The 22738-nt window shown below is 48.9% G+C and carries 16 protein-coding genes; 4 read left to right on the forward strand and 12 right to left on the reverse strand.

Annotation, left to right across the window (positions count from 1 at the left end; all coding sequences use genetic code 11):
- Positions 1 to 3 precede the first annotated feature (3 nt).
- Both MHI45_RS05795 and MHI45_RS05800 read right to left on the reverse strand, forming a co-directional pair.
- Positions 4 to 1524, reverse strand: a complete 1521-nt coding sequence (locus MHI45_RS05795) for a sugar ABC transporter ATP-binding protein (RefSeq protein ID WP_076109736.1) — start codon at positions 1522 to 1524, stop codon at positions 4 to 6.
- 96 nt (positions 1525 to 1620) lie between these two features.
- A complete protein-coding gene (locus MHI45_RS05800) occupies positions 1621 to 2724 on the reverse strand; it encodes a sugar ABC transporter substrate-binding protein (protein ID WP_038594151.1) in 1104 nt (367 codons plus the stop codon).
- A 257-nt stretch (positions 2725 to 2981) separates the two neighbouring features.
- On the opposite strand from MHI45_RS05800, the gene MHI45_RS05805 reads away from it, so the two are divergent.
- Positions 2982 to 4019 carry an asparaginase gene (locus MHI45_RS05805; RefSeq protein ID WP_052092185.1) on the forward strand — a complete coding sequence of 346 codons (1038 nt, stop codon included), beginning with the start codon at positions 2982 to 2984 and terminating at the stop codon, positions 4017 to 4019.
- 172 nt (positions 4020 to 4191) lie between these two features.
- Here MHI45_RS05805 and MHI45_RS05810 read toward each other — a convergent pair whose 3' ends face one another.
- From MHI45_RS05810 to MHI45_RS05825, 4 genes are all read right to left on the reverse strand, one after another.
- Complete coding sequence (locus MHI45_RS05810) at positions 4192 to 4878, reverse strand: cyclase family protein (protein WP_076109737.1); 687 nt, start codon at positions 4876 to 4878, stop codon at positions 4192 to 4194.
- 227 nt (positions 4879 to 5105) lie between these two features.
- Complete coding sequence (locus MHI45_RS05815) at positions 5106 to 10535, reverse strand: diguanylate cyclase (RefSeq protein WP_076109738.1); 5430 nt, start codon at positions 10533 to 10535, stop codon at positions 5106 to 5108.
- Between the two features lie 13 nt (positions 10536 to 10548).
- Positions 10549 to 11715, reverse strand: coding sequence for a small-conductance mechanosensitive channel (locus MHI45_RS05820; RefSeq protein WP_076109739.1), 1167 nt, complete (start codon positions 11713 to 11715; stop codon positions 10549 to 10551).
- A 442-nt stretch (positions 11716 to 12157) separates the two neighbouring features.
- Positions 12158 to 13255: a winged helix DNA-binding domain-containing protein gene (locus MHI45_RS05825; protein WP_076109740.1), complete on the reverse strand. Its 1098-nt coding sequence runs from the start codon at positions 13253 to 13255 to the stop codon at positions 12158 to 12160.
- Positions 13256 to 13429: 174 nt separating this feature from the next.
- Here MHI45_RS05825 and MHI45_RS05830 point away from each other — a divergent pair, with 174 nt between their 5' ends.
- The 3 genes from MHI45_RS05830 to MHI45_RS05840 all read left to right on the forward strand — a co-directional run bounded on the left by MHI45_RS05830 (position 13430) and on the right by MHI45_RS05840 (position 15593).
- Complete coding sequence (locus tag MHI45_RS05830; protein WP_256718055.1) at positions 13430 to 14344, forward strand: sugar phosphate isomerase/epimerase; 915 nt, start codon at positions 13430 to 13432, stop codon at positions 14342 to 14344.
- A 176-nt stretch (positions 14345 to 14520) separates the two neighbouring features.
- Positions 14521 to 14949 carry a VOC family protein gene (locus MHI45_RS05835; RefSeq protein WP_076109742.1) on the forward strand — a complete coding sequence of 143 codons (429 nt, stop codon included), beginning with the start codon at positions 14521 to 14523 and terminating at the stop codon, positions 14947 to 14949.
- A 239-nt stretch (positions 14950 to 15188) separates the two neighbouring features.
- Positions 15189 to 15593, forward strand: coding sequence for a CBS domain-containing protein (locus MHI45_RS05840; RefSeq protein WP_038594172.1), 405 nt, complete (start codon positions 15189 to 15191; stop codon positions 15591 to 15593).
- Positions 15594 to 15656: 63 nt separating this feature from the next.
- Here the strand turns inward: MHI45_RS05840 and MHI45_RS05845 are convergent, their stop codons facing one another.
- The 6 genes from MHI45_RS05845 to cysI form a co-directional block, all read right to left on the reverse strand.
- Complete coding sequence (locus MHI45_RS05845) at positions 15657 to 15935, reverse strand: STAS domain-containing protein (protein WP_076109743.1); 279 nt, start codon at positions 15933 to 15935, stop codon at positions 15657 to 15659.
- Position 15936: 1 nt separating this feature from the next.
- A complete protein-coding gene (locus MHI45_RS05850; protein WP_076109744.1) occupies positions 15937 to 17946 on the reverse strand; it encodes a methyl-accepting chemotaxis protein in 2010 nt (669 codons plus the stop codon).
- Positions 17947 to 17997: 51 nt separating this feature from the next.
- Positions 17998 to 18390, reverse strand: coding sequence for an ATP-binding protein (locus MHI45_RS05855; protein WP_076109745.1), 393 nt, complete (start codon positions 18388 to 18390; stop codon positions 17998 to 18000).
- Positions 18391 to 18405: 15 nt separating this feature from the next.
- Positions 18406 to 19833: a SpoIIE family protein phosphatase gene (locus MHI45_RS05860; protein WP_076109746.1), complete on the reverse strand. Its 1428-nt coding sequence runs from the start codon at positions 19831 to 19833 to the stop codon at positions 18406 to 18408.
- A 191-nt stretch (positions 19834 to 20024) separates the two neighbouring features.
- Positions 20025 to 20771: a type I methionyl aminopeptidase gene (map, locus tag MHI45_RS05865; RefSeq protein ID WP_038594183.1), complete on the reverse strand. Its 747-nt coding sequence runs from the start codon at positions 20769 to 20771 to the stop codon at positions 20025 to 20027.
- A gap of 229 nt (positions 20772 to 21000) precedes the next feature.
- The gene (cysI, locus tag MHI45_RS05870; protein ID WP_076109747.1) at positions 21001 to 22725 is read right to left on the reverse strand and encodes an assimilatory sulfite reductase (NADPH) hemoprotein subunit; all 1725 of its coding nucleotides are present in this window, start codon (positions 22723 to 22725) and stop codon (positions 21001 to 21003) included.
- Between the last annotated feature and the right edge of the window lie 13 nt (positions 22726 to 22738).

Below are 22738 nucleotides of genomic sequence, written 5' to 3' on the forward strand. Positions count from 1 at the left end.
CTCCTATTGCGTAGCAAGTTTCATTATTTTTTCTTGATCTGCGTCCTTTGCGGACAGCTCGCCTTTGATTTTGCCCTCGGCCATGACATACACGCGGTCACTCATTCCAAGCACTTCAGGCAGCTCCGAGGAAATCATGATGATGCTCATACCCTCGCTGATCAGCTTGTTCATAATCGTATAAATTTCAAATTTCGCTCCGACGTCAATGCCGCGTGTAGGTTCGTCCAGAATGAGCAGGGTCGGTCCTACAAACAGCCATTTGCCAAGGGAAACTTTCTGCTGGTTGCCGCCGCTTAAATTACCGACCAGCTGTTCAACAGACGGGGCTTTGATATTCATGGATTTTTTGTATTCGTTCGAAATCTTCACTTCTTCATTGGTGTTGATCATTCCCTGCGAAGAAATGGCCTCAAGATTAGAGACTGAAATATTTTGCTTGATATCCTGAATCAAAAATAAGCCGTCGCCTTTCCGGTCTTCCGTCACATAGGCGATTCCCGCATTGATTGCGTCTTTGGTGTTCTTAAATACTTTTTTGGCGCCGTTCATATATAAGTCGCCATGTATTTTATAGGATTTCGGATTGCCGAAGATGCTTTGTGCCAATTCCGTCCGGCCTGAGCCCATCAGACCGGCGATGCCGACAATCTCGCCCTTTTTCACGTGGATGTTCACATCCTTGACCACATCCCGGCCCAGCTTGGGGTCAAATGCCGTCCAGTTCTTGACCTCCAGCACATCATTTCCGAAATGCTCAGTATTCCGTTTAGGGTAGATATCATCGATGTCACGGCCGACCATGTTCTTGATAATTACACTTTCTGATATTTCATTCTTGGCAGCATCAAGCGTGCATATCGTCCGTCCATCGCGAAGTACGGTGACATGATCCGCTATAGCAATAACTTCCTTCAATTTATGGGAGATCATGATGCTGGTAATTCCTTGTTTCTTCAGTTCTCTCAGCAGTTCCAGCAAGTTCTCACTGTCATCTTCATTAAGTGCGGCTGTTGGTTCATCGAGAATAAGCAGCTTCACATCCTTGCTGAGCGCCTTGGCGATTTCAACCAGCTGCTGCTTGCCGACACCCAAATCCTTAATCAGCACTTCAGGATTGACGTTAAGATTCACTTTCTTCAGCATTTCCTTCGCTTTGACAATCGTCTGATTCCAATCAACGATTGCGCCTTTCTTCACTTCGTTCCCGGCAAAAATATTCTCATATACGGTCAGATCCGGAAACAGGGCTAACTCCTGATAAATAATTGCGATCCCGGTTCTGACGCTGTCGCTAATTCTGCCAAAGCTCTGCACGTTGCCTTCAAAGACAATATCCCCTGAATATGTTCCATGCGGATACACCCCGCTAAGCACCTTCATGAGTGTGGACTTGCCGGCACCGTTCTCGCCGACCAGACAGTGAATCTCGCCTTTGCTAACTTTGAAATTGACATTCGAGAGCGCCTTTACGCCGGTGAATTCCTTGGAAATATTGTTCATTTCTAAAATATATGGATTCATAATTAGCTTGTGCTCCTTCACAAAACAAGTCTTAGAATAGAGGAATAGTGATAGATGTATCTATCACTACTCCGTCTAAACTATGTTCAGGTGCGTTTACAGTCCCGTGAACTCGCTGGCTTCGTAATATTTGGAATCAATGAGTGCTGCTTTGACATTGTCCTTGTCAACGACTTGAACATCGGTTTGCTTCGCTTGTACTTCAATCTTGCCGTTATCGTAGGAGCCGGTTGTTTCAGGCGTTTTGCCGTCGAGAATGGAAACCCCCATGTTGATTGCATCTTTAACGAGGTTGCGGACATCCTTGAACACGGTCATTGATTGTTTGCCGTCAATGACGTATTGGATGGAAGCCTTCTCAGCATCCTGGCCGGAAATGATGAAGCTGGTCACTGCGGAATCCGAAGCGAATACGTCAGCAATGGAACGGGCTGTGCCGTCATTTGGAGCAAGGATGGCCACATCGCCCTTTTGATCAGCGCTTGCAGCGGTCAAGTGAGTTTGTGCTTTGTTCTTAGCTTCGTTGGCATCCCAGTTTGTGGTCACCTGGCTGATGATTTTACTGCGTTCCTCACGGGTCAGCTCTGCTTTATCCTTCAGAGCAACAGCTTCACTGGAGTTGGCGATGGTGAATGTGCCGTCAGAAATCTTCGGCTGAAGCACAGACCAAGCGCCTTCGAAGAACAGAAATGCGTTGTTATCCGAAGCTGCACCCGCGTACAAATACAATGGCTGGCCTTTGCCTTTGGCATGATCCACCAGGTATTGGGCTTGTGCTTTACCTACTGCGATGCTGTCAAAAGTTACATAGTAGTTAACGGCATCCGTGTTGTTAATCAAGCGGTCATAGGCGATAACCTTGATGCCTGCTTTTTGAGCGGCCTCAGCTGCTGCAGCGGCGGCATCACCGTCTTGCGGACAAATGATCAGGACTTTAATGTCTTTTGCAATCAAGGCTTCTACGTTTTCTTTTTCTTTAGCAGAAGAACCTTGGCTGAACAGGATCTCCGAGGTATATTTGGTGTCTTTCAGCGCATCCTTGAATCTTTGCTCATCCTGCACCCATCTCGGCTCATCCTTAGTCGGCAGCACGATGCCTACATCCACCTTACCGCCTGCACCGTTACCGCAAGCGGATACCAGCACTGCAAGCATCATGGCTACAAGCAATAATGGTATCGCTCTCAAAGACTTTTTCATTCTAAAAAACCCCTCCCTATATTTGGCTGCTGCTGTTCTTTCATCCTGATGTTATCATTTGAGCTATCCACCCGGAATAGAAAATTCTCCTTTGTTTCTTGAATATCCTCACATCACGGTCCAGCACATTATTTTCATCATAAAATACTGCACATGGCTATTTATTATAGGAAAGGTTTGATACAATTCTATTGACTTGTTAATGGCATAACATTAGCTTTCTCACATAATAGATTGACCTGAAAGGAAACGAAAAGATGATTATTCCAATCCCTGAAGTGAATTTTGACGCTTCCCCTTACTATAATCCCGTGCTTAAAAATGTGGTCATTCTGGCTACCGGCGGCACCATTGCCGGAAGTGGAGAAGCCCACAAAACATTGAATTATGAACCCGGCGCCCTGCCGATACAAGACCTGCTGGACAGTGTTCCCCATCTGGAGCGGATCGCAAATTGCGCCGGAGTACAGGTCAGCAACCTTTGCAGTGCCGACATTACCAGCGACCACTGGCTGACGTTGGCTACATTGATCAACACCCTTGCCCTCCGTGAGGATATTCACGGATTCGTCATTACGCACGGAACCGACACTCTTGATGAAACCTCTTATTTCCTGAACCTGGTTATCAAAACCGACAAGCCGGTGATTATTACCGGATCAATGCGGCCTGCAACTGCGATCAGCGCAGATGGCCCACTGAACCTGTTCCAATCGGTAGCGTTGGCAGCGAATCCGGACGCTTCCGGTCAAGGAGTTATGGTTGTTTTTGCAGAGGGGATTTACAGCGGCAGAGATGTGCAGAAGGTGAATACCTTTAAAGCCAACGCCTTTGACGAGCGGGATTTCGGCTGCCTGGGCTACATGCGCGACAGTCAGGCTTTCTTCTATACAAGATCCCTTAAAAGGCATACCACTGCAGCACAGTTCGACGTATCGGCTCTGAGTGGATTGCCTGAAGTGTCTGTCGCTTATTTCCACGTCGATGCCGATCCGGGCATTCTAGATTACCTGGCTACGATCTCCAAAGGAATTGTAATTGCAGGAGCGGGCGGAGGAATATACAGCAAACCATGGATTGATAAAGTCGGGAAACTTAAGAACAACAACATTCCGGTCGTCCGCTGCTCGCGGATCTCCAGTGGAATTACGCTGAAGGATTCTTACATTGACCTTTCTGCCAATTCGATTCCCTGCAACAGCCTGGTGCCGCAGAAAGCGAGAATTCTGCTGTCGCTGGCACTGACGCAAACTGTACAGTACGATGAAATTGCCACAATGTTCAATGAGTACTAAGAGTTAAACAACAAACCGCCCGTGGATTGTCCACGGGCGGTTTGTTGTAGTTATAAAAGACAAACTGCGTAAATCACTTCTTCTTCATATCCGAGCGCCTTTACGCTCATCTTCTCTATGTATGCCGCAATTTCTTCCCCGGACGGATCGTCCGCACATTCCTTGTCAGGCTTTATTCTTCAATTTCAACGATGATGTTAACGATAGATGCATCATGGTTTTTAATGCGAAGCGGAGCTGTAAAGGCAGAAATTAACTTTTTGCCAACCAGCGGCGCTGGATTGACGTCTTCATAAATGAGTATTGTCTTCTCTTTATACTTTTCATGATCTAAGAAGGCATGGTGGACAAAATAACCGTTTCTTTTGGCTTCACTCATATTCTCAATGCTCAAGGTATCAATAGCCACCGCTTTGCAGTTTGGCAACTTCGTCCGGATGTATTCAGCGGCTTCAGGAGAGACAGCGGGGAAATTATTGGCGTATTTCCCGAAATCAGTATCCCGGTGTTTCCAATGACTCGTGTTGAAAATCAGAAGATCCGCTTCATTCAGTTCTTCATATTGTTCTAGCTTTTCGACGGTGATAAAGCCGTTCGGGCCAAGCGGGCAATCAATTAACAGCGGCTTTCGGTAAATGAAGTCTTCAATCGGAATAGCATCTATTCCCTTACCGTTATTCATGTGATGCCACGGGGCATCGACATGGGTACCGGCATGAAGATAAATACTTAACACACTTCCGTTCCAGTCATCCCCTTTGTCCAAGCGCTCTTTAGGCTCTAATTTCACTTCTGGCAATCCTGGGAAAACAGGCATTCCTTCATAAATTGGATAACCAATTTCGACGTATTTTGACATATTAAGATGCTCCTGTAGTTTAGTTATAGTTTTGTGCCATGCAGCCCCAAGCAGATTCAGCAGTGTCACTACCACAATAATACCTGAACCTAAGCGCTAACGGAAGCATGGGGAAGCAGCCTCACCGCAGAATGGATAGACATGTTAGGCTAGTTATTTTGCGGGTTCAGAGCAGACAGCAAAACCTCCGCAACCTTACGGCTCTGGAGGTTCTGAAAGAGAATTGGCTATTCAAACAGCGTCACGCAGTTTCTGCCCTCTGCTTTGGATTGATACAGCGCATCGTCGCCGAGCTTGTAAATATCCTCTTCGCGAAGGTTGTCGACGCGAACTGCGGCAACACCTATGGATACCGTTATGATTCCGTGCTCTGGACTCAGCGAATGTTCGATCCGCAGATCGGCGATGCTTCTTCTGATGTTTTCAGCATACTCGCGGGATTGCCACGGAGTGAATCCGGGCACCACAATGCCAAATTCCTCTCCGCCCAGCCGGAACGCGAAGCCGTCGGCATGTTCAGCCAATTGCTGCAGCAGACTTCCTACCTGCCGGAGTACGCTGTCTCCTTCATAATGACCATACGTATCATTGAATTTTTTAAAATAATCAATATCCAGCATCAGATAAGTCAGATAATTTTTATCCTTTGCCGCTTTCTCCACTTCATCGAGGAATAATTTGTTGAAATACCTCCGGTTATATAGACCTGTCAGCTCGTCGGTTATCGATATCTCTTCGATCAGCTGGATATATTTATTCAGTTCCTCGTTGTTCAGCTCCAGCTCCTTAGTCCGCTCCACAACCAGTTCCTCCAAATGATCCTTATGCCGTCTCAGCTCCTCCTCTGCCTTTTTGCGCTCGGTAATATCCTTTACGGTGCCTTGAACAGCCGGTTTGTTCATATAGGTAATAAGAGTCGCCTTATGAATGACAATAATTTCACGACTTTTGTCCTTATGCATCAATTTGGTCTCATACTCAAATGGAGCCTGCTTGCCCTCAACCCGTCTGGAGTAATAATGCAGAACCTTTTCCCGTTCAGCTGGACTCACGAAGTTCTCAAAATGCTGCTCCAGCATCTCCTCCGTGTGGTAGCCCAGCATTTGTGCCAGCGCTTCATTTGCGTATTTGCATTTTTTGTCCTGCGTAATAAAGATTCCGTCCTGCAGATTGCCCACCAGCTCACGGTATTTCTCTTCGGAGCGCTCCAGTTCGGAGTAAAGGCTGGCATTCTCCAGCGAGAAGACCATTTCTCTGGACAGAAGATTGATAATCTTCATCCGTTCCTTCGTAAATAGGCCTGTCACCAGGTTATTCTCCAGGTAAATAATCGCGATGGTCTTGTTCTGGTTGATCAGCGGCATGCAGACGAGCGACTTAGGACAGTGTTTGACGATATAAGGATCATTAACGAACGGGGTCTCGGAATAGGCATCATTGTAAATGACCGTTTCCCTGCTCTCCTCCACCAGCCTTACTATCGAATCCGGCAGATTGTCATACCTCTTATGATCCTGCACGGCTACCGTGATTTTATCTTCCTCCGGCTGATACTCCCCTTCCACCAGCAGACCGGTCTTGGAGGTCATCAGGATAAAACCCCGCTGGGCCCCGGCATTTTTGATGACAATCTGCATGAGCGCTTCCAGCAGATTATTCAGCTCAATTTCCTTAGAAATGGCCTGAGAGGCCAAGATCATCGAATTCAGATCAATGCTTTCGGTATAATCCGAGACCGTGCGCCCGTGCATAAATTCCTTGGTGTTGATTTTCTTGACGATATCCGGGTAGCGTTCGTTAATAAACCTGATCTTCTCCTTCGCCCCCCAGACGGAATAATAATATTCCGATTGTCTGAGCAGATAGGCCGCGAACTCTTTGAAACCCTTGTTGTAGTAAAAACGGGCCGCCAGCTCATTGGTCAGCGCCTTATATCTCACGAAGCTGCCCTGTTCACTGGTCTCAATCGCCAGGTCGTAGTAATGCCCCGCTTTCTCGTCCTGCCGGGAGATCCGTGCCCATTCGGCCTTCATCAGATATTCATGCTGGCGGAAGGTATGCGGTGCATGCCTGGCCCACTTGCGGACCCGGCGGAACTCCTTGCGCATTCTGCTCCGGGCCTTCTTTTTATCCAGAAAATTCAGATCCTTGTAACTGTAAGCCAGGTTAAGGAACGTGTAGAGGGCGAACTCCTCCATAAAAGCCGAGCCGGCAAGTGTGCCGATAATCGGGTAGGCTTTATCTATATAACCCATAGCCTCCCGGTAGCTCTCGTAGGTGAACAATAGCTTCATTTTATAAATATAATAGATGGCGATTCCGGAAAAATACTTGGCCTCCGTAAGCTCCCGCAAATAGACTTCTTCACTGAACTCATCCCCGTCAAAAGAATGCTTGTCCGCAAGCTCACCGGCCAGATTCAGAAGATACTGCCGGGCCAGCTGCGCTGTCGCAAGGGACTCCTTATACTTCGTATTCTCGATCATCGCAAGGGTCCGGCTGCTTTCCTGCAGGTTCGCGGCAATATCCATTGACGGATTCCAGAGATTTACGTAGAAGGAGGAGTGGGCCAAATACAATAAATCCCCTGTCCGCAGGCTGGCTTCTATGGATGTGCTGAACCAGTCCTGCAGCGTGTCCCAAGGCTCCGTCCAGGCGTGAGAGAACAGGGTATATAGTACATATGTCGCGCCCTTCCACTGCTGGTCATTGAACTTGTCATTCATTCGTATGCCCAGTCTTCCGTAGTCAAAAGCTCCCTTGCTGTCCCCAAATCCGGATAACAGCATGGCATATCCGACAAAAGCAAGTGCCGATTCCGGAGCATTGCCGTAAGTCAGCGTGAGCCCAACCTTCTTCAGTACAACTAAGCCAAAAAGTGAGGTCTCCCCGGAAATAAAGGCTGGTGGAATGAAGTTAATCAGCAGTCTCATGATCAGCTTCATTTCCGGCTCCTTCATCTCAGCCGCCGCAAAAATATCCTCGGCCGGTCTCCCGCGAAGTGCAGTCTTGATCTTCACAAGCTCCTTAAGCACGGAGCCCATACCAACCTTCTCCGGTATGTTCATTCCCAGTACAGCCAGGCCTTGTCTGCCCGATTGAATTGATTCCTTCATCAAGCCCAGATACATATAGTGATTAGCCTGCATCTCGTAAATTTGCGCAAGGGCCATTCTGTCTTCCGTATGCTGGATTAGAATTGAACAGGCTCTGTCTGCCGCTTCAGTATGATGGGTGAGGTATCCGCATTCCGCATAGAGCTCATAGATTTCCGCAGTCAGAAGCCGATCTTCGGTCCAGGCATCCTCCGGCAGCAGCTTTTTTGCCGTTTCCAGCAGCACATAAGCCGATTCATAGCCAAACCCGGCTTTTGCTTTGCAGGCTGCCTTCAGATTAAGCAGTATTACCCTGCTGATTTCCTGCTTATCGCCAATCAGCTCCAGCCCTTTGTTCAGATGTGCGGCGATATCGACGATTTTATCCTCCGCTTCCTCAGGCGTCAGCTTATCCAGCATTAGCCGCCCGATCTTCAGATGCAGCGCTTTGCTCTTGTCCTCGTTCAGCATTTGGTAGAACGCCTGCTGAATCCGGTCATGGGAGAATCTGAACGGGATATCGGCCAATTGCAGCAGATCTTCCCCCGCATCGGCGAGCAGACCTGAGAATAGGCCATAACGGTAGTCGGCAGGGTGAATGAACTCTCCTTCCACCGCCGCAGCGATACAGCCGGCAAGGACTTCCCGCGGCTCTTCCGCAATCAATGTCAGCATGCCATAATCAAACACATTGCCAATGGCAGCACCAAGCATCAAAATTCTGCGCAGATCTTCCGGCAAGGTGATCAGCTTCATCATTAGAAATTCGACGATATTGTCATTGATCGGGAGGTTTACAATCTGCTGAAGCTGCCAGGTCCACTCACCTTGCCGCTCATCAAAATACAAATACCCGGTTTTATTAAGATCCTTCAAAATTTCGCTGATAAAAAAAGAGTTGCCCTTGGTACGCTTATAAATAACCTCTGCAAGCTGTCTGACGTTGTCTGTACCCGTATAGAGTGTATCGGCAATCAGACTTTGCACATGACTCAAGGACAAAGCTCCCAGCTTAATTTCATCTACTTCCCTGCTTTTCTCCATTTTCATCTTAGAGGTAAACAGCGGATGACCAGCAGGTATTTCGTCGTGCCTGTAAGAACAGACAACAAAAACTTTCCGCAGCTGGTTATCCAGCACCAACCTCTCCACAAGCTGAAGGCTCGAGAAGTCCGCCCATTGCAGGTCATCCAGGAACAGGACCAGCGGTCTCTCGTTCCTTGTAATTCCTTCGATGAACTTGGCAAATGTGAGGAAGAACCGGTTGGTCTCCTCTGCGGGATTAAGCGGCGGGGGCTCCAACTCCGGCTGATCGCCGATGAACAGGCTGAGCTCCGGGATCAAGCCCGCAATCAGGCTGCCATTTCCGTCCAGCGCCTTGCTCAGAGCGCCTCCGATATATTGTTTGTAATCCTCATCCGGGCTGTCCAGCAGCTGGCTGATCAACTTTCGGAACGCCTGAATCAATGCACTGTAAGGGATATGCCTGTTGTACTGGTCGAACTTGCCTTCGGCGAACAGGCCCTTCTCCTGGCTAATGTATTGATGCAGCTCGTGAACCAGCGCAGTTTTGCCCACTCCGGCGTCTCCCGTTACGAACATAATCTGCGGGTTGCCCCGGACACAACGCCGGAATGCATCGGAAAGACAGGCTACTTCCGCTTCCCTGCCGTACAGCTTTTGCGGGATGCGGAATAGATTCAGCCGATCCTCGCTGCCGATCACAAACGCCTCGGTTCCTGCTAGACATTTTTTCAGATCCGCTTTAATTCCGTAGGCACTGCGGTATCTATCTTCAGCGGATTTCTCCATGAGTTTCATGATGATAGCGGACAGGACAGGTGAGACCTTGCCGCCGGCTGCTTTATAGGGGGGAACGGCTTCCTTGGCGATAATGGAATAAATCTGCTCCAGCATTTCCTCCGAGTCATGCGGCTTTATGCCGGTCATCATCTCGTAGAGCACAACACCAAACGAATAATAATCACTCCGGTAATCAATATTCCGGCTCATTCTTCCCGTCTGTTCCGGGGAAATATAATGCAGGCTCCCTTCGAGTACACCGCTGTTCTGAAACTCCGGCCGCTCCTTGGACAGCTTCACGGCAAGATCGAAATCAATGATCTGTACGAGATTCCGTTCCCTGTTCCAAATGATATTCGAGGGTTTGATGTCCTTATGGATTACATTCTGTTCATGTATCGCTCCCAGAATATCAATTACCTGAATCGCCAGCTGCAAAAGCGTGTGCTGATCCGGTGAATCTTCAGCCATAATCCTCTTAAGCGACCGTCCACCGGCATCCTCCAGCACCATGATGTAGCACCCGTTCTGCTCTACCAGCTTGTAAGGCCGAATAACCCCCGGAGCCGTTTCACTCAGCTCTTGAAGCAGCCTGAATTCCTGTTTGAACCGCATCACAGCTTCCGGACCGGCAAACTCCGACTTCAGCACTTTCAGAATGACCGTAATACCTGATGCAGCATCTGCGCACCTGTAGACCGATTTGATAACGTTGTCGGAAATAGTTTCCAGAAGCTGATAGTTTTCAAATGCAATCATGCCCACTCCACCTTTAGCTCTTGTCTCCCGTTACTTCAAAATCGGCATCAAATTTAAACACATAGGCGGCGATCAGCCACATAATCCAACAGTTCAGGCCAAAAAATAGATACCCGTAGTAGCCCAAAATCGGCATTTCGGAAAAAATATGGAACTTATCCAGATAAGGCACAGAATATTTCCAATAATTCGGATTTACGGGCATTGAATCGTGGAACCACTCGCTGCCAAAGTTCCAGAACTCCCAGAAGAATCCGTTGCACAAAGTGGCCAGTGCTATCAGAATAACCTTGGACCAATCTCCGTTCTTGATGGATGTAAACGGGGTCCAGAAGCCGGCAAGCGCCATAGCGGCAGACAGCATCGGGACAAGAGCCACCCAAAGCACCCAGAACAGCAAATAGGGGTAATACCCCATACCAAAGGCCAAAATCAGTCCAAGGACATAATAAATAATCAGAAAAGTTCTGGAGACCGTAAATTTCGGCCCGTTTTTGTAGCGCTCCCTAAGCGCCCTGAAAGTCTTGAGCAGCATGTACCATTCAACAATTGCCGGAAGCACGGTAGTATAGGACAAAGAAAACCAGAACACATTGCCAAAGTTCGAGAAGACCTCTTTATTGGGATAATACCAGTTTTCGATCACAAAAAAATTAAGATATTCAAAAGCGAACCAGCTGAAGCAGGACACCACAGCCAGCAGCTGCATCAGTTGAGGCTTGCGGGAAATAATCGAAACTCCGTTAGTTCTTTTATAAACCAATCCGTCCAAAATCAAAATAAATGACCACCACAATGGAACAAACGTGTAGGATTCCAACGAAAACGGCAGCTTGAGCCGTGCCCACATCAGAAACCAGCTGAGTGCAAGCAACGGCAGACTCCACCAGAACCAGACGGGAAATCCGGTGGCTGGAGCCTGCGGTTCAGGCATCCGCTGAGTCTTCTTGAACCCAAACCAGCGGGGAAATAACAGCACCAGGGTAATGAGTAAAGCCACAATACAGGCCAGGGAGAAATAGATCAGGCTGAACCCCGGATCGTTCTCCACCTTTTGTGCGGGAAACTCACCATAACCTGCGGGCAGCCCCTTCCACTGAGCCAAACTGCCCAGTAAAGGCAGAAGAAAAATCAACCCAAACGTAACGACCAAAAAAATTGTTTTCCGCCCTGTTTTCATTGTCTCTAACCCCTCTTATGCACGGATTTCAAAAGTCGAATTTTGCTGGCACACACTCGCTATCTATTCGATAGCCCTCCAATTTATTCCTGCTAGCGTGATCGGTTCTTTCAACTTCTAGTCATACTTTTCAGCTTTTTTCACAAGTGGAAACGGCTTCGCCGTCCTCAAAAGGACGGTATCCGTTTCAGCGAGAAATAGAAGGATAATTTATAGCGTGAAGCATACTAATTCTTATATTTTAAAAAAGGTCCCGCCGGCCAATCTTGGCCAGAGGAACCCTTAGGAAACATCCGCCTTCGGCGGCATACTCCATGGGATCAACGAACGCATTATCCTGAATCGTTGTTTTCCATGATTTATAGAGCACATTCATATAATAAGAGCAGTGTCCAAAATGATTTACAACGTTGGCCTTACGGGCAATCCAGCGGTTTTCGGCTTATATTTCTTTCATATCAAGCTTGGTGAGCGGGAGTCCCAGAAAAGCAGCATAGCGTCCGGCAGCCTCTTCCAACTGTTCTTTGAGGACGCCGTCCAAGGATCTAAAGGGGGATAACATCAGCTCGGCACCTTTTTTCTTGAGTGTGCGTTTCCATATCCCGATGACCTGTCCATCCCATACAATCGTCGGCATAAATACACCGTTGTTGCCGGGAACAATTAGCGGAGCGGTCTCCGGCTCAAGGACCGCACTGCGGTCCTTGTAGCCCAGAATATACTCATCGAAACCCGGAAGCAGATAGACACCGGAAGATTTACCGGTCTCTGCTCCGTCAACCGGTGTATTCGGCATCCAGTACTCACCGGATTCTATAACTTCGCTTATAAGCTCGTTGCTCACCGCGTCCAGTCCTGCTCTGGCATCCGTAACCGTCATGCCTGTCCACCAGGCGAAATCATGTACGGTTGCAGGCCCATGGGTCGTAAAATACCGCAGGGCAAGCTCAGCAAGTGATTCATCGAAGGACAGCTCCCTGGACCCGGTTACCCATTCATCCAGCAGGACGAAGGTTTGCTGCTTGCCGTGCAGAGGCCCAAAACAAATTAATGCGTTATACGCGCAGTGCCACAGGATATGGTAGCCCCGTTGGCTGGCAGTGCTGATCCCCTCATCCTCCAGCAGCCGAAGCAGATCAGGGCGCGTAATACACCGTCCTCCTTTTAAGGCATGATAGAGGATCCTTCTGCAGCGCTCCAAAGTCTTGTCGTCCAGCTCCAATTGTTCCAGCCTGCGTTTTGTCGCCCGCAGCAGCCGTGGAGCGCATAGCTGAAGCATCCACTTCACATCTTCAGGCGGTACACAATGAATGGTCCCGCGAAGTGACCAGGTCAGAAGAATTTTCCGTTCCGTAATGGCCCGCTCCACATCGGCCAATCCCGCCGATGCTGTGCGCAAGCCGATAGCCCAGACCGCCTGCATATAGTCCTGTGCCTGCAGCGCACCTAGTGCCCTTACGACCTGTTCCGGCTGCTGGAACGCGGGACTGCTGATGTGCTGGTTCAAGAGCCGAAGGCCGGCAATCCGCTTGTTAGTCACTTCTATTCTCCTTTGCTAAAACCTTTTGAAACCATTTCTTTCCCCTAGTATATTGAACGGGCCGGTTAATTGTCTATCCGAAATACTACGGCCCAGGCAGGAAATTGGAAGTTGTCCAGCGAAGCTAATACCAAAAAATGACTTAAAAGCGAGGCGGTTAGACTGCAGCAGTTTATGATTGGACAATATGGAGGGTTTGATTACGAGAAATTCCATAAAGACTTTAGAAACGGATTCTATGGAATAGAGGCTTGTTCATTCACCACCGCAGAAGATATGCAGCATTTAATCGAAGAATCCCGCAGCAAAGGATTTCAGGTTGGCGTACATTTTCCGTTCCGGGCTGACGCCACCAGGCTACGCGATCCCCTTTTCCTCTCCACAGACGGGCAGGTGCGTGAGGATGCCTATCAGCATGTCCGGGAAGAGCTGGATGTTCTGACAGCCCTTCAGCCGGAATATATTCTTTTTCATTATCCGAAACCTGTGATTCTGGACGAACGTGTGAATTGGACAGGATGGCGGTTTGGAGATTCCCGGGAGTTTATCTATGAATCTGAAATCACGCTGGAAGAGCTGATAATGCGCAGCGAGCAACTCTTTGAATGGCTGAATGCACAGAGCCTTCAGTATCAATTTGTCCCCGTATTGGAATTTGATTCATTAAACAGATATATTTACGACAACGATTTTTTCGAGCAATTATTGATCCGGTACCCCCGGATTAAGCTCTGCCTGGATACTGCGAGGTTATTTTTGCAGGACAAGCTCGACCCGTATTTTGATGCCAGAGCCATCCTCAGAAAGTTTACCCGCTATGCAGGTCTGATCCACCTCTCCAATGTTCAGGTGAATGACAGTGTGCAAAACAGCCACTATCCGGTTCTTCCCGAATTAAGCCCGCAAGACGGCTGGGCACCAATCGAGGATTATTTGCGGATTATCCGCGCGGAGAACAGTGACGTAAAAATCATGTTCGAGCACCGCTCCGACCTTATTTCAGAGGAACAATTGCAACGCTGTTATTTATGGGTTGACGGAATCCTGAACGGAGCAGCGCAGCCGGATAGCGGAAACATTTCATTCTGAAGGTCAACTCTCCATGCGCAATATTACCTGAATTGACATAATTTTCGAGGTATTCATTGTATTTGTTCATTGCAGCTTGTAATATAGACCCGAAAGAATATTTTTCTATGGACAAGGCCATGATACAATATGGAAATATGCGCTTGGCTTAATTTAACATTAGAGGAGTGAAGCATGTGTCTGTTGATGTGTATTTGAATTTCAATGGGAACTGCCGTGAAGCTGTAGAGTATTATGCTGCGGTGTTTGGTACAGAGGCTCCACAGATCATGACCTTTGGAGATTCACCGCCAAACCCCGAGTATCCGCTTCCTGAAGAAGCCAAATCCTTGGTCATGCACTCCAGATTGAACATTGACGGCAGCAATGTAATGTTCTCTGATGTGTTTCCGGGCATGCCTTTTACGGTGGGGAACAATATCAGCCTCGCTCTCGTATCCCGCGATGAAGAGCAGCTCAAATCCTGGTTCCATCAGTTGAAAGAAGGCGGAACGGTAGTCATGGAGCTGCAGGAGACCTTCTGGAGCAAATGTTACGGCAGCCTGAAAGATAAATTCGGCATCGAATGGCAGATCAGCCACGAGAATGGCGAAGCAGGCAAGTAAGAACAATGCATGTTGATATCTAAAACAGAGAATATAGAATCCCGCTCGTTTTTCGCAGGGTTTTATATTCTTTTTTGTGGGCGGGAAATCACATTTCTTGAAATGGAAAAACAAGCTGAGACGGTTGTTACAGGTTCGAGGGAAGTTAAAAATCTTTTTTATTAATGCGCTTACATACTAAACTATGGTTTAATTAAACTACCGCTACGCATTTATTCCACTGTAAAGGAGTCGAACCTATGGAAATATCCTCTTTTTTGCTGCCCAAAGATCAGGTCGCTTTTATTGCTTCCTCCATATCCATGCTGGAAGCTATGGAGCAGCTGGAACAGCATTATTATTCTGCGATACCCATCATTGACGATGAAGGCAAATATGTTGGTACCTTATCAGAGGGCGACTTGCTATGGAAGCTGAAGAACACAGCGGACCTCGGCTTTGAGAATATGCGTGAGGTTACCGTAAGCGAGATCCAGAGACATGTGCATAATGAAAGCGTGGAAATTCACGCCCAGATGGAGGATATGCTTACACTCGCCGCAGACCAGAACTTTGTGCCTGTCGTCGATGGCGCCGGAGTCTTCCTCGGTATTATCCGCCGCAAGGATATCATTGAATATTACACCCGGAATATAACTGATTAATTCGCGAATACAACCAAGGCCTCCCCCGCAGAAAGCGGTGGGAGGCCTTGGTTGTATTTTTGCTTATAATATCTCAAACACATTGGTCAGCCTTGTTAGTTCAAAAATCTTCAACACATTTGAATTCAAGGATTGCAGTCTGATCGTGCCGCCATTCTCCACGCATTTCTTATAAGAGCTGACAATCACACCAAGCCCGGTGCTGTCGATAAACCGGCAGCCGCCGAAATCAAGCAGAAAACTTGAATACCCCCTGCTGATATAACTGCGGATATCTTCTCTAAACTTGCTTGCTTCTTCTACGGAAAACATCTCCGGCATTTCAATAATAATCTCGCTCATGTCATTTCCCCCTAATTATAAATTTCTCAACGAGGAATTCCAGCTCATTGGCCATGGCGCTGACCTCCTGGGCAGAAGAGACGAAATTGTTGACTGTCGCCGCTTGTTCCTCGGTTGCGCTGGATACACTTTCGCTGTTCATTGCCGCCAATTCCGAGATCGTGCCCATAGAGTCAATGAGCTTGATGATCTGATCCGAGGTGGCAACCTCGTCTTTGGTAATCTCCAGGATTTCCCGCACACTATCGTTAATCATCTCCACCGATTCAATGATATGGATAAATGCATGATCGGTTTCATTAACGATCCTCACTCCGCCCTCCACGGCTTCCGAGGCGCCCCGCATCGAGTTCACAGCTTGCGCAATCCGGGAGACCATATCATGTACCAGTGATGAGATTTCGTTTGCCTGCCTGTGCGTTTCATCCGACAGCTTCCGCACCTCTCCGGCCACCACGTTGAAGCCGCGCCCGTGTTCTCCCGCTTTTGCAGCTTCGATGGCGGCATTCAGTGCCAATAAATTAGTCTGCTTGGCGATGGCATTAATGGTTCCGATAATAGTGGAAACTTTGCTGGACAACTCGCTCACAGTCTGCAGCTGCTCTTCTGTCTCCTTGGTGCTGCTGTTGATCGTATCCATCGCTTCAACCGTATTAATGACCTTGATTCTGCCATCCTGTGCTGCCCGGTTGGTGCTGTCCGCATTCAGGGAGGTCGCTGCCGCCTTGCTCTGAGCCAGCTGCACCAGACTGGAAAGCTGCACCAGAACCTGGGAGGCATTCACTACCGAATGGTTGTTATTCTCCGCACCGGCGGCAATTTCCTGAGTGCTGGAGCTGATTTCTTCAATCGACGCACTGATCTCCTCTGAAGAAGCCGCCATTTCTTCCGACATGGAGGTTAGAACCTCCGAGCCCGCCCTTACTTTCTCAATAATGGCTTCCTGCTTGTCAATCATTGCATTAAAGGAATCGCTTAGCGACTGCAGCTCATCCCCTGATGTGATGGCCGTATGTACTGTCAAATCGCCATCACCGGCCTGAGCCATGGCCTTTTCCAGCTTCTTGATTGGACTTATGATACTCCGGGTGGTAAAGAAATACCCTGCAAGAAGAGCTACCAGAATGAAGGCAATAACAACGATCAGTGTCGTATTTCGGATCTCTGTTGCAGACGCCATGTATTCCCCGTAATTCGCAGTGGTCGCCACAACCCAGTTTCCTACAGGCTGAAAGGACACATATTTATAGACGCCTTCATAGGTATAAAAGCCATGGGAAGCTTTTCCGCTTTTCATAATCTGTACAAGCGCATTTAATTCCTTATTGCTGTTGCCGTCCAGATTTTCTGTGAGAATCTTGCCTTTATCAGGATGATAAACCACAAGGCCTGTACGGTCGATCATATACCCGTACCCGCTCTCGCCAATTTTCACTTCGGCTACGGGCGCGGAAATGCTGTCAAAGACGATTGTCCCGATCAATACGCCCTTAATAACATTATTCTGACGCAGCGGATGGGCAATCGCAACGATATGCTGATTGGTTTCCCTGGAGGTGAGGACATCGCTTATCGCCTCTTTCCCCTGAAGCGCCTGCTGAAAATACTCCCGGTCCTGCACATCCAGCTCCGGAGCTTCAGAACTGCTGGAAAGCAGCGCCTTGCCGTTCACATCAGCAACGATCAGCGATTCAAGCAGCTTGGCGTTGTCTTGTTGAATACCGGAAAGATAACTGAAAGACGTCTTTCTTTCTCCCTCCGAGGCTGGACTTGCGGCAAAATCAGCCAGTGTGCTGTTTTTGCTGGCGATTTCAAGATAATTGCCTACCGCTTCAAGCTCGCTCTCAACAGACTTGGCGGCTGAACTTGTTGTTGTTCTTAATTCCTCTTCAATTGTCGTTTGCAGTGCATTTGCCGCCAGTTTGTAAGAGATGATACCGGAAACAAACAACGGCACGCTAATGATGAGGAACAATAGAATGCTGATTCTAACCTTTAAACTTAACTTCACCGAATTCTCCCCTTTTCCATTCACAGAAAACAGTCCTCAGAAGAGAACCTGTCAACTAGGACATACATTCTTGCTGATGTACATCGTATTTCGGATCATCTCCACACTATCCGAGAAGCAGCTAATCAAGTACAGCCCTCTTCCTCCGTCATCCAGCAGCTCGTCACTACTGATATCCTGCGGAATAACGAGATCCCGGCCGCCTTCTCCAGAGTCTTCGACCTGAAGCTTAAGCAGCTCATCTCTCAGCAAATACCGGATATAGATCGGCTTCGTGCAATCGCTGAGATTCCCGTGATAATACGCATTCGTAATAGCCTCAACCAGAATCAGACGGATATCAAAAGCATAGGCTTCCAAATCAAGCTCTTCGATAATTCCGTCAATAATTCCCTGTGTGTGCTCCAGTCCGTGAAGCAGCACTTCCTTATGTACAGCGTTCATAATTCACCCCTTGTCTCACTGGATATTCAGGCTCAGCCAGGTGCAGTCGTCCTGCAGACAAACGCCCGCAACCTTTTCGTGCAAATATTCGTAATCACGGCCTAACTCCGCTTCTTCAAACAAAAGCTCCATACCGTCGCTATAGAAGCAGAAACGGTCACCCGATCCAAATGCAACAGCCTGCTGCTCAAATTCACTGTCGCTGAACATGCCCAGCGGAGCTCCTTTGACTGTTATTTGCTGACCGGCCTGCGCTTTCGGCACATAGATGAATTCGTTGATCCCGGCCCCTGCTGCCTTAAGCACACTGGCGCCGAAATCGAGATGAAAGCAGCAGCCGGCAATATAATCCTCTCCCAGATACTGTCCCGCTTTCAGATTCAAATCCTTCAGAACCTGAACCGGCTCCTTTGAAGTGAGCAGACTGTCCAGGAACAGCACACGCAGCGCGGAGATGCTTAATGCGGCCGAAATGCCTTTGCCGGTGACGTCACCGATGATTCCGATGACCTGTTCATCATCAATTTTGTGAAAGATGAAGAAGTCTCCGCTGAGTGTTGTGGCGGGAATGTATATCTTGTCCAGCACCGCCCTGTTCTCCAGAGGAAAAGCAACGGCATGACGGTGCTCTTGAAGCTTGACCGCCCGTTCAAGTTCCTTTTTGTTCTCCGTAATATCCCTTAATACCAATTGCAGAGCTACTTCTTCTTCATATACAATCGGTACGCCCGAGATCTCCAGATCAAAAATATGTTTGTCATGCCGGATAAAACGCTGCTCGATCCGAAACCGGTCCTTCATGGAACCTTTGGTTTTTAGTTTTTTATACTCCGTGCTGCTAAGCGGCTCCTCGTAAAAAAAATCATCAATACCCTTACCAATCAGTTCCTTCTTCTTCCTGCCGAACATCTTCTCAGTTTGCTGATTGGCAAACAGAATCGTTCCCCCGCTGTAAACCAGAATGGCTTCAGGACAGAGATCAACCAGATCCCTGTAGCGTTCTTCGCTTTCCCGGAGTCGTTGTTCGGAGCGGACCCGCTCGCTGACGTCATGAATAACGGTGTAGACACATGTCTTTCCTAACATCGTCATGATCCCTGTATGAATCTCCACCACTATGATCTGGCCTCCGGCCAACTGATGCCTGTCCATAAACACCTGGTTTCCCAGATATTCTCCGCCGGGCATGGCCTTATCCACGAAGTCCCGCTCCCCCGCCTCACCCTCTGCATTCAAATCCGAGATATGAAGTTTTCTGAAATCACGGAGGCGGTAGCCATAGAAATCGCAGGCTGCCTTGTTCGCATCAACGATGCTTCCGTCAGCCGGGTCAACCATCAAGGTAATTAAATGGTTATTCTCATAAATACAGCCATAGTGCTCCATACACTGCTGAGGGCTGGGTGCGCCATGCTGATTCTTGCAATGTTTGTCTGTTGCCATTTCTGATCCTCTATTCCCCTTCAGCCTTGAGTTACCATTATATTCATTCCCTCCCCATAAAACCGTGAATTCCGACACATTAAGACAAATAACCAAAAAAAATAAACCCGGCCAGCGCCATGACATGCATGAGCGGCTGACCGGGTTTACCTGCAGTACTTCCAACCAAATTACGATTCAAACACTTAAGATTACAGCTCCGTCAAAATAATCGTTCCCTGCGGAGTTATCGCCAGGGTGTGCTCGTATTGCGCCGACAAGCCGCCGTCAATCGTCCGGGCTGTCCACCCGTCCGCATCTACCTTTGTCCGGTAGCTTCCGGTATTGAGCATCGGCTCAATGGTGAAGACCATGCCTTCCTTGAGACGCGGTCCTTTGCCTGCAGGTCCGTAGTGAGGCACCTCAGGGGCTTCATGCATTTCGGAGCCGATGCCGTGCCCGATAAAATCACGGACAACTGAGAACCCGTTCGACTCGGCATACACCTGAATCGCATGGGCGACATCGCCGATCCGGTTGCCTGCAACTGCCTGCTCTATGCCCTTGAACAGTGACTCTTTGGTCGTTTCCAGCAGCTTCGCTGCCTGATCACTGATGTTGCCTATCCCGTAGGACCACGCAGAATCGGCCAGCCAGCCGTTCAGGTTCACGACCATATCAATCGTTACAATGTCACCGTCTTTAAGCGGCTCATGTTTGGGAAAGCCATGGCAGATTACATCGTTCACGGATGCGCAGGTTGCGTAAGGATATCCATGATACCCTTTTTGCTCAGGTGTTGCCCCTTGGGAAAGAATGAACTTCTCAGCAAACTGGTCAATTTCCCAGGTCGTAATTCCGGGTTTCAGCATTCCGGCGATTTGCCGGTGGCATTCAGCAAGAATCTTGCCGGCTGCACGCATTTTTTCGATCTCTTCCATCGATTTCATGATGATCATCACATTCGCCTCTTCTGTACAGAACGCATTACTCACTATAATGGCTCTTGGATATGTTATGGGTACTCTTTATATTATGTAAGAAAACCGCCGAAAATCCAAATTCATTCTTCGATTATGTAAATAAACGCGAATCGCTGTAGAAAATTTCAGGTTCAATCCTCATTTCCCCCACAAAACAAGGGAACCCATCCTCCGTGTTGCATTGGAGAGCAGGTTCCTTTGTTAGTCAGTCATGGAAATTTAGCCCCGAGGTGACGGCCTTCACATAGCCGCTGCGGATAACAAAATCTCCGAAATGTTCGCCCGCCGCGCGTTCTTTGGCAAAGCGTTGAAGAATAGGCCCCAGCGTTTCAAGAATTTCATTCTCGTCGATATTTTCCTTGTACAACTTGTTCAGCCTGTCTCCGGTAAAGCCCGCACCCAGATACATATTATATCTGCCCGGAGCTTTGCCGATAAAGGCGATTTCCCCCAGTGCCGGTCTGGCACAGCCATTCGGGCAGCCGGTCATGCGGATGATAATCTCTTCGTTGCGCAGGCCCGCTTCATCAATGATCAGCTCCAGCTTATCAAGCAGGAGGGGAAGATACCGTTCCGCTTCGGCCATGGCAAGACCACAGGTTGGCAAAGCTACACAGGACATAGCGCTGCGCCGCAGAGCGGTGTGCTGCGCTCCGTCGGTCAAACCGTATTGCCGGGCAAGTTCGTCCACCTTACGTTTCTTCGTACTGCTCACATTGCCAATAATCAGATTCTGATTCGGCGTCAGACGGAAATCCCCGGTGTGTATCTTAGCGATCTCCCGCAGTCCGGTCATCAGCGGATACCCTTCCTGATCCTGAATCCGTCCGCTTTGGATATACAACGTCAAATTCCATTTACCGTTGATGCCCTTCACCCAGCCGTAACGGTCGCCGTTATGGTCGAAATGGAACGCACGGGCAGCCTCCAGCTGCCAGCCCAGCCGGTGCTGCAGCTCGCCTGTAAACCATTCCAGGCCATGGCGGTCGAGGGTATATTTGAAACGGGCATTCTTGCGGACGGAGCGGTTGCCATAGTCACGCTGAATCGTGACCGTCTTCTCCGCCACATCAATCATCTGCTCCGGCCGGCAGAAGCCGATCACCCGCCCAAGCTGTGGATAGGTGCTCGTATCGCCGTGCGTCATGCCCATCCCGCCGCCAACCGAAACATTAAATCCTAACAGCTTGCCTTCCTCCAATACCGCGATGAAGCCAAGATCCTGGGAGAAGACATCGACGTCATTGGAGGGCGGCACTGCCAGACCGATTTTGAATTTGCGCGGCAGATAGACCGGACCGTAGATCGGTTCCACTTCTACGCCTTCCTTGCTGTCTACAACCTTCTCGCCGTCCAGCCAGATTTCATGGTACGCCGGTGTACGCGGAGACAGATGATCGCTGATCTTCCGGGCCCATTCGTACACTTCAGCATGCGTTTCGGACTGATACGGATTCGGGGCGCTCATCACGTTGCGGTTGACATCCCCGCAGGCTGCGAGTGTGGTCATGAGCGTATCGTTAATGGTCTTGATCGTCTTTTTCAGGTTCCATTTCAGTACACCGTGCATTTGAAACGCTTGTCGTGTCGTCAAACGGAGTGTGCCGTTGCCGTATTTATGGGCCAGCTCATCCATGACCAGCCACTGTGCCGCAGTAGCGACTCCGCCCGGAGCCACCACGCGCAGCATGAACTGATAGGCCGGCTCCAGCTTGGAGCGCTCACGCTCACTGCGCAAATCCCGGTCATCCTGCATGTAGCTGCCGTGAAATTTGAGCAGCCGGTTGTCATCCTCTGGCAGTCCTCCGGTTACCGGGTTGCGCAGTGTCTCCACAAGTGCGCCCCGCAGGTAGTTGCTCTCGATCTTTATATGTTCCACATCACTAGGCGGGCCGCCGATCGGCTTCACCGCTGATTCATTATTCGCCATAGCTGAACCTCTC

The sequence above is a fragment of the Paenibacillus sp. FSL H3-0321 genome, assembly GCF_038002865.1.
GTDB lineage: Bacteria > Bacillota > Bacilli > Paenibacillales > Paenibacillaceae > Paenibacillus_AQ.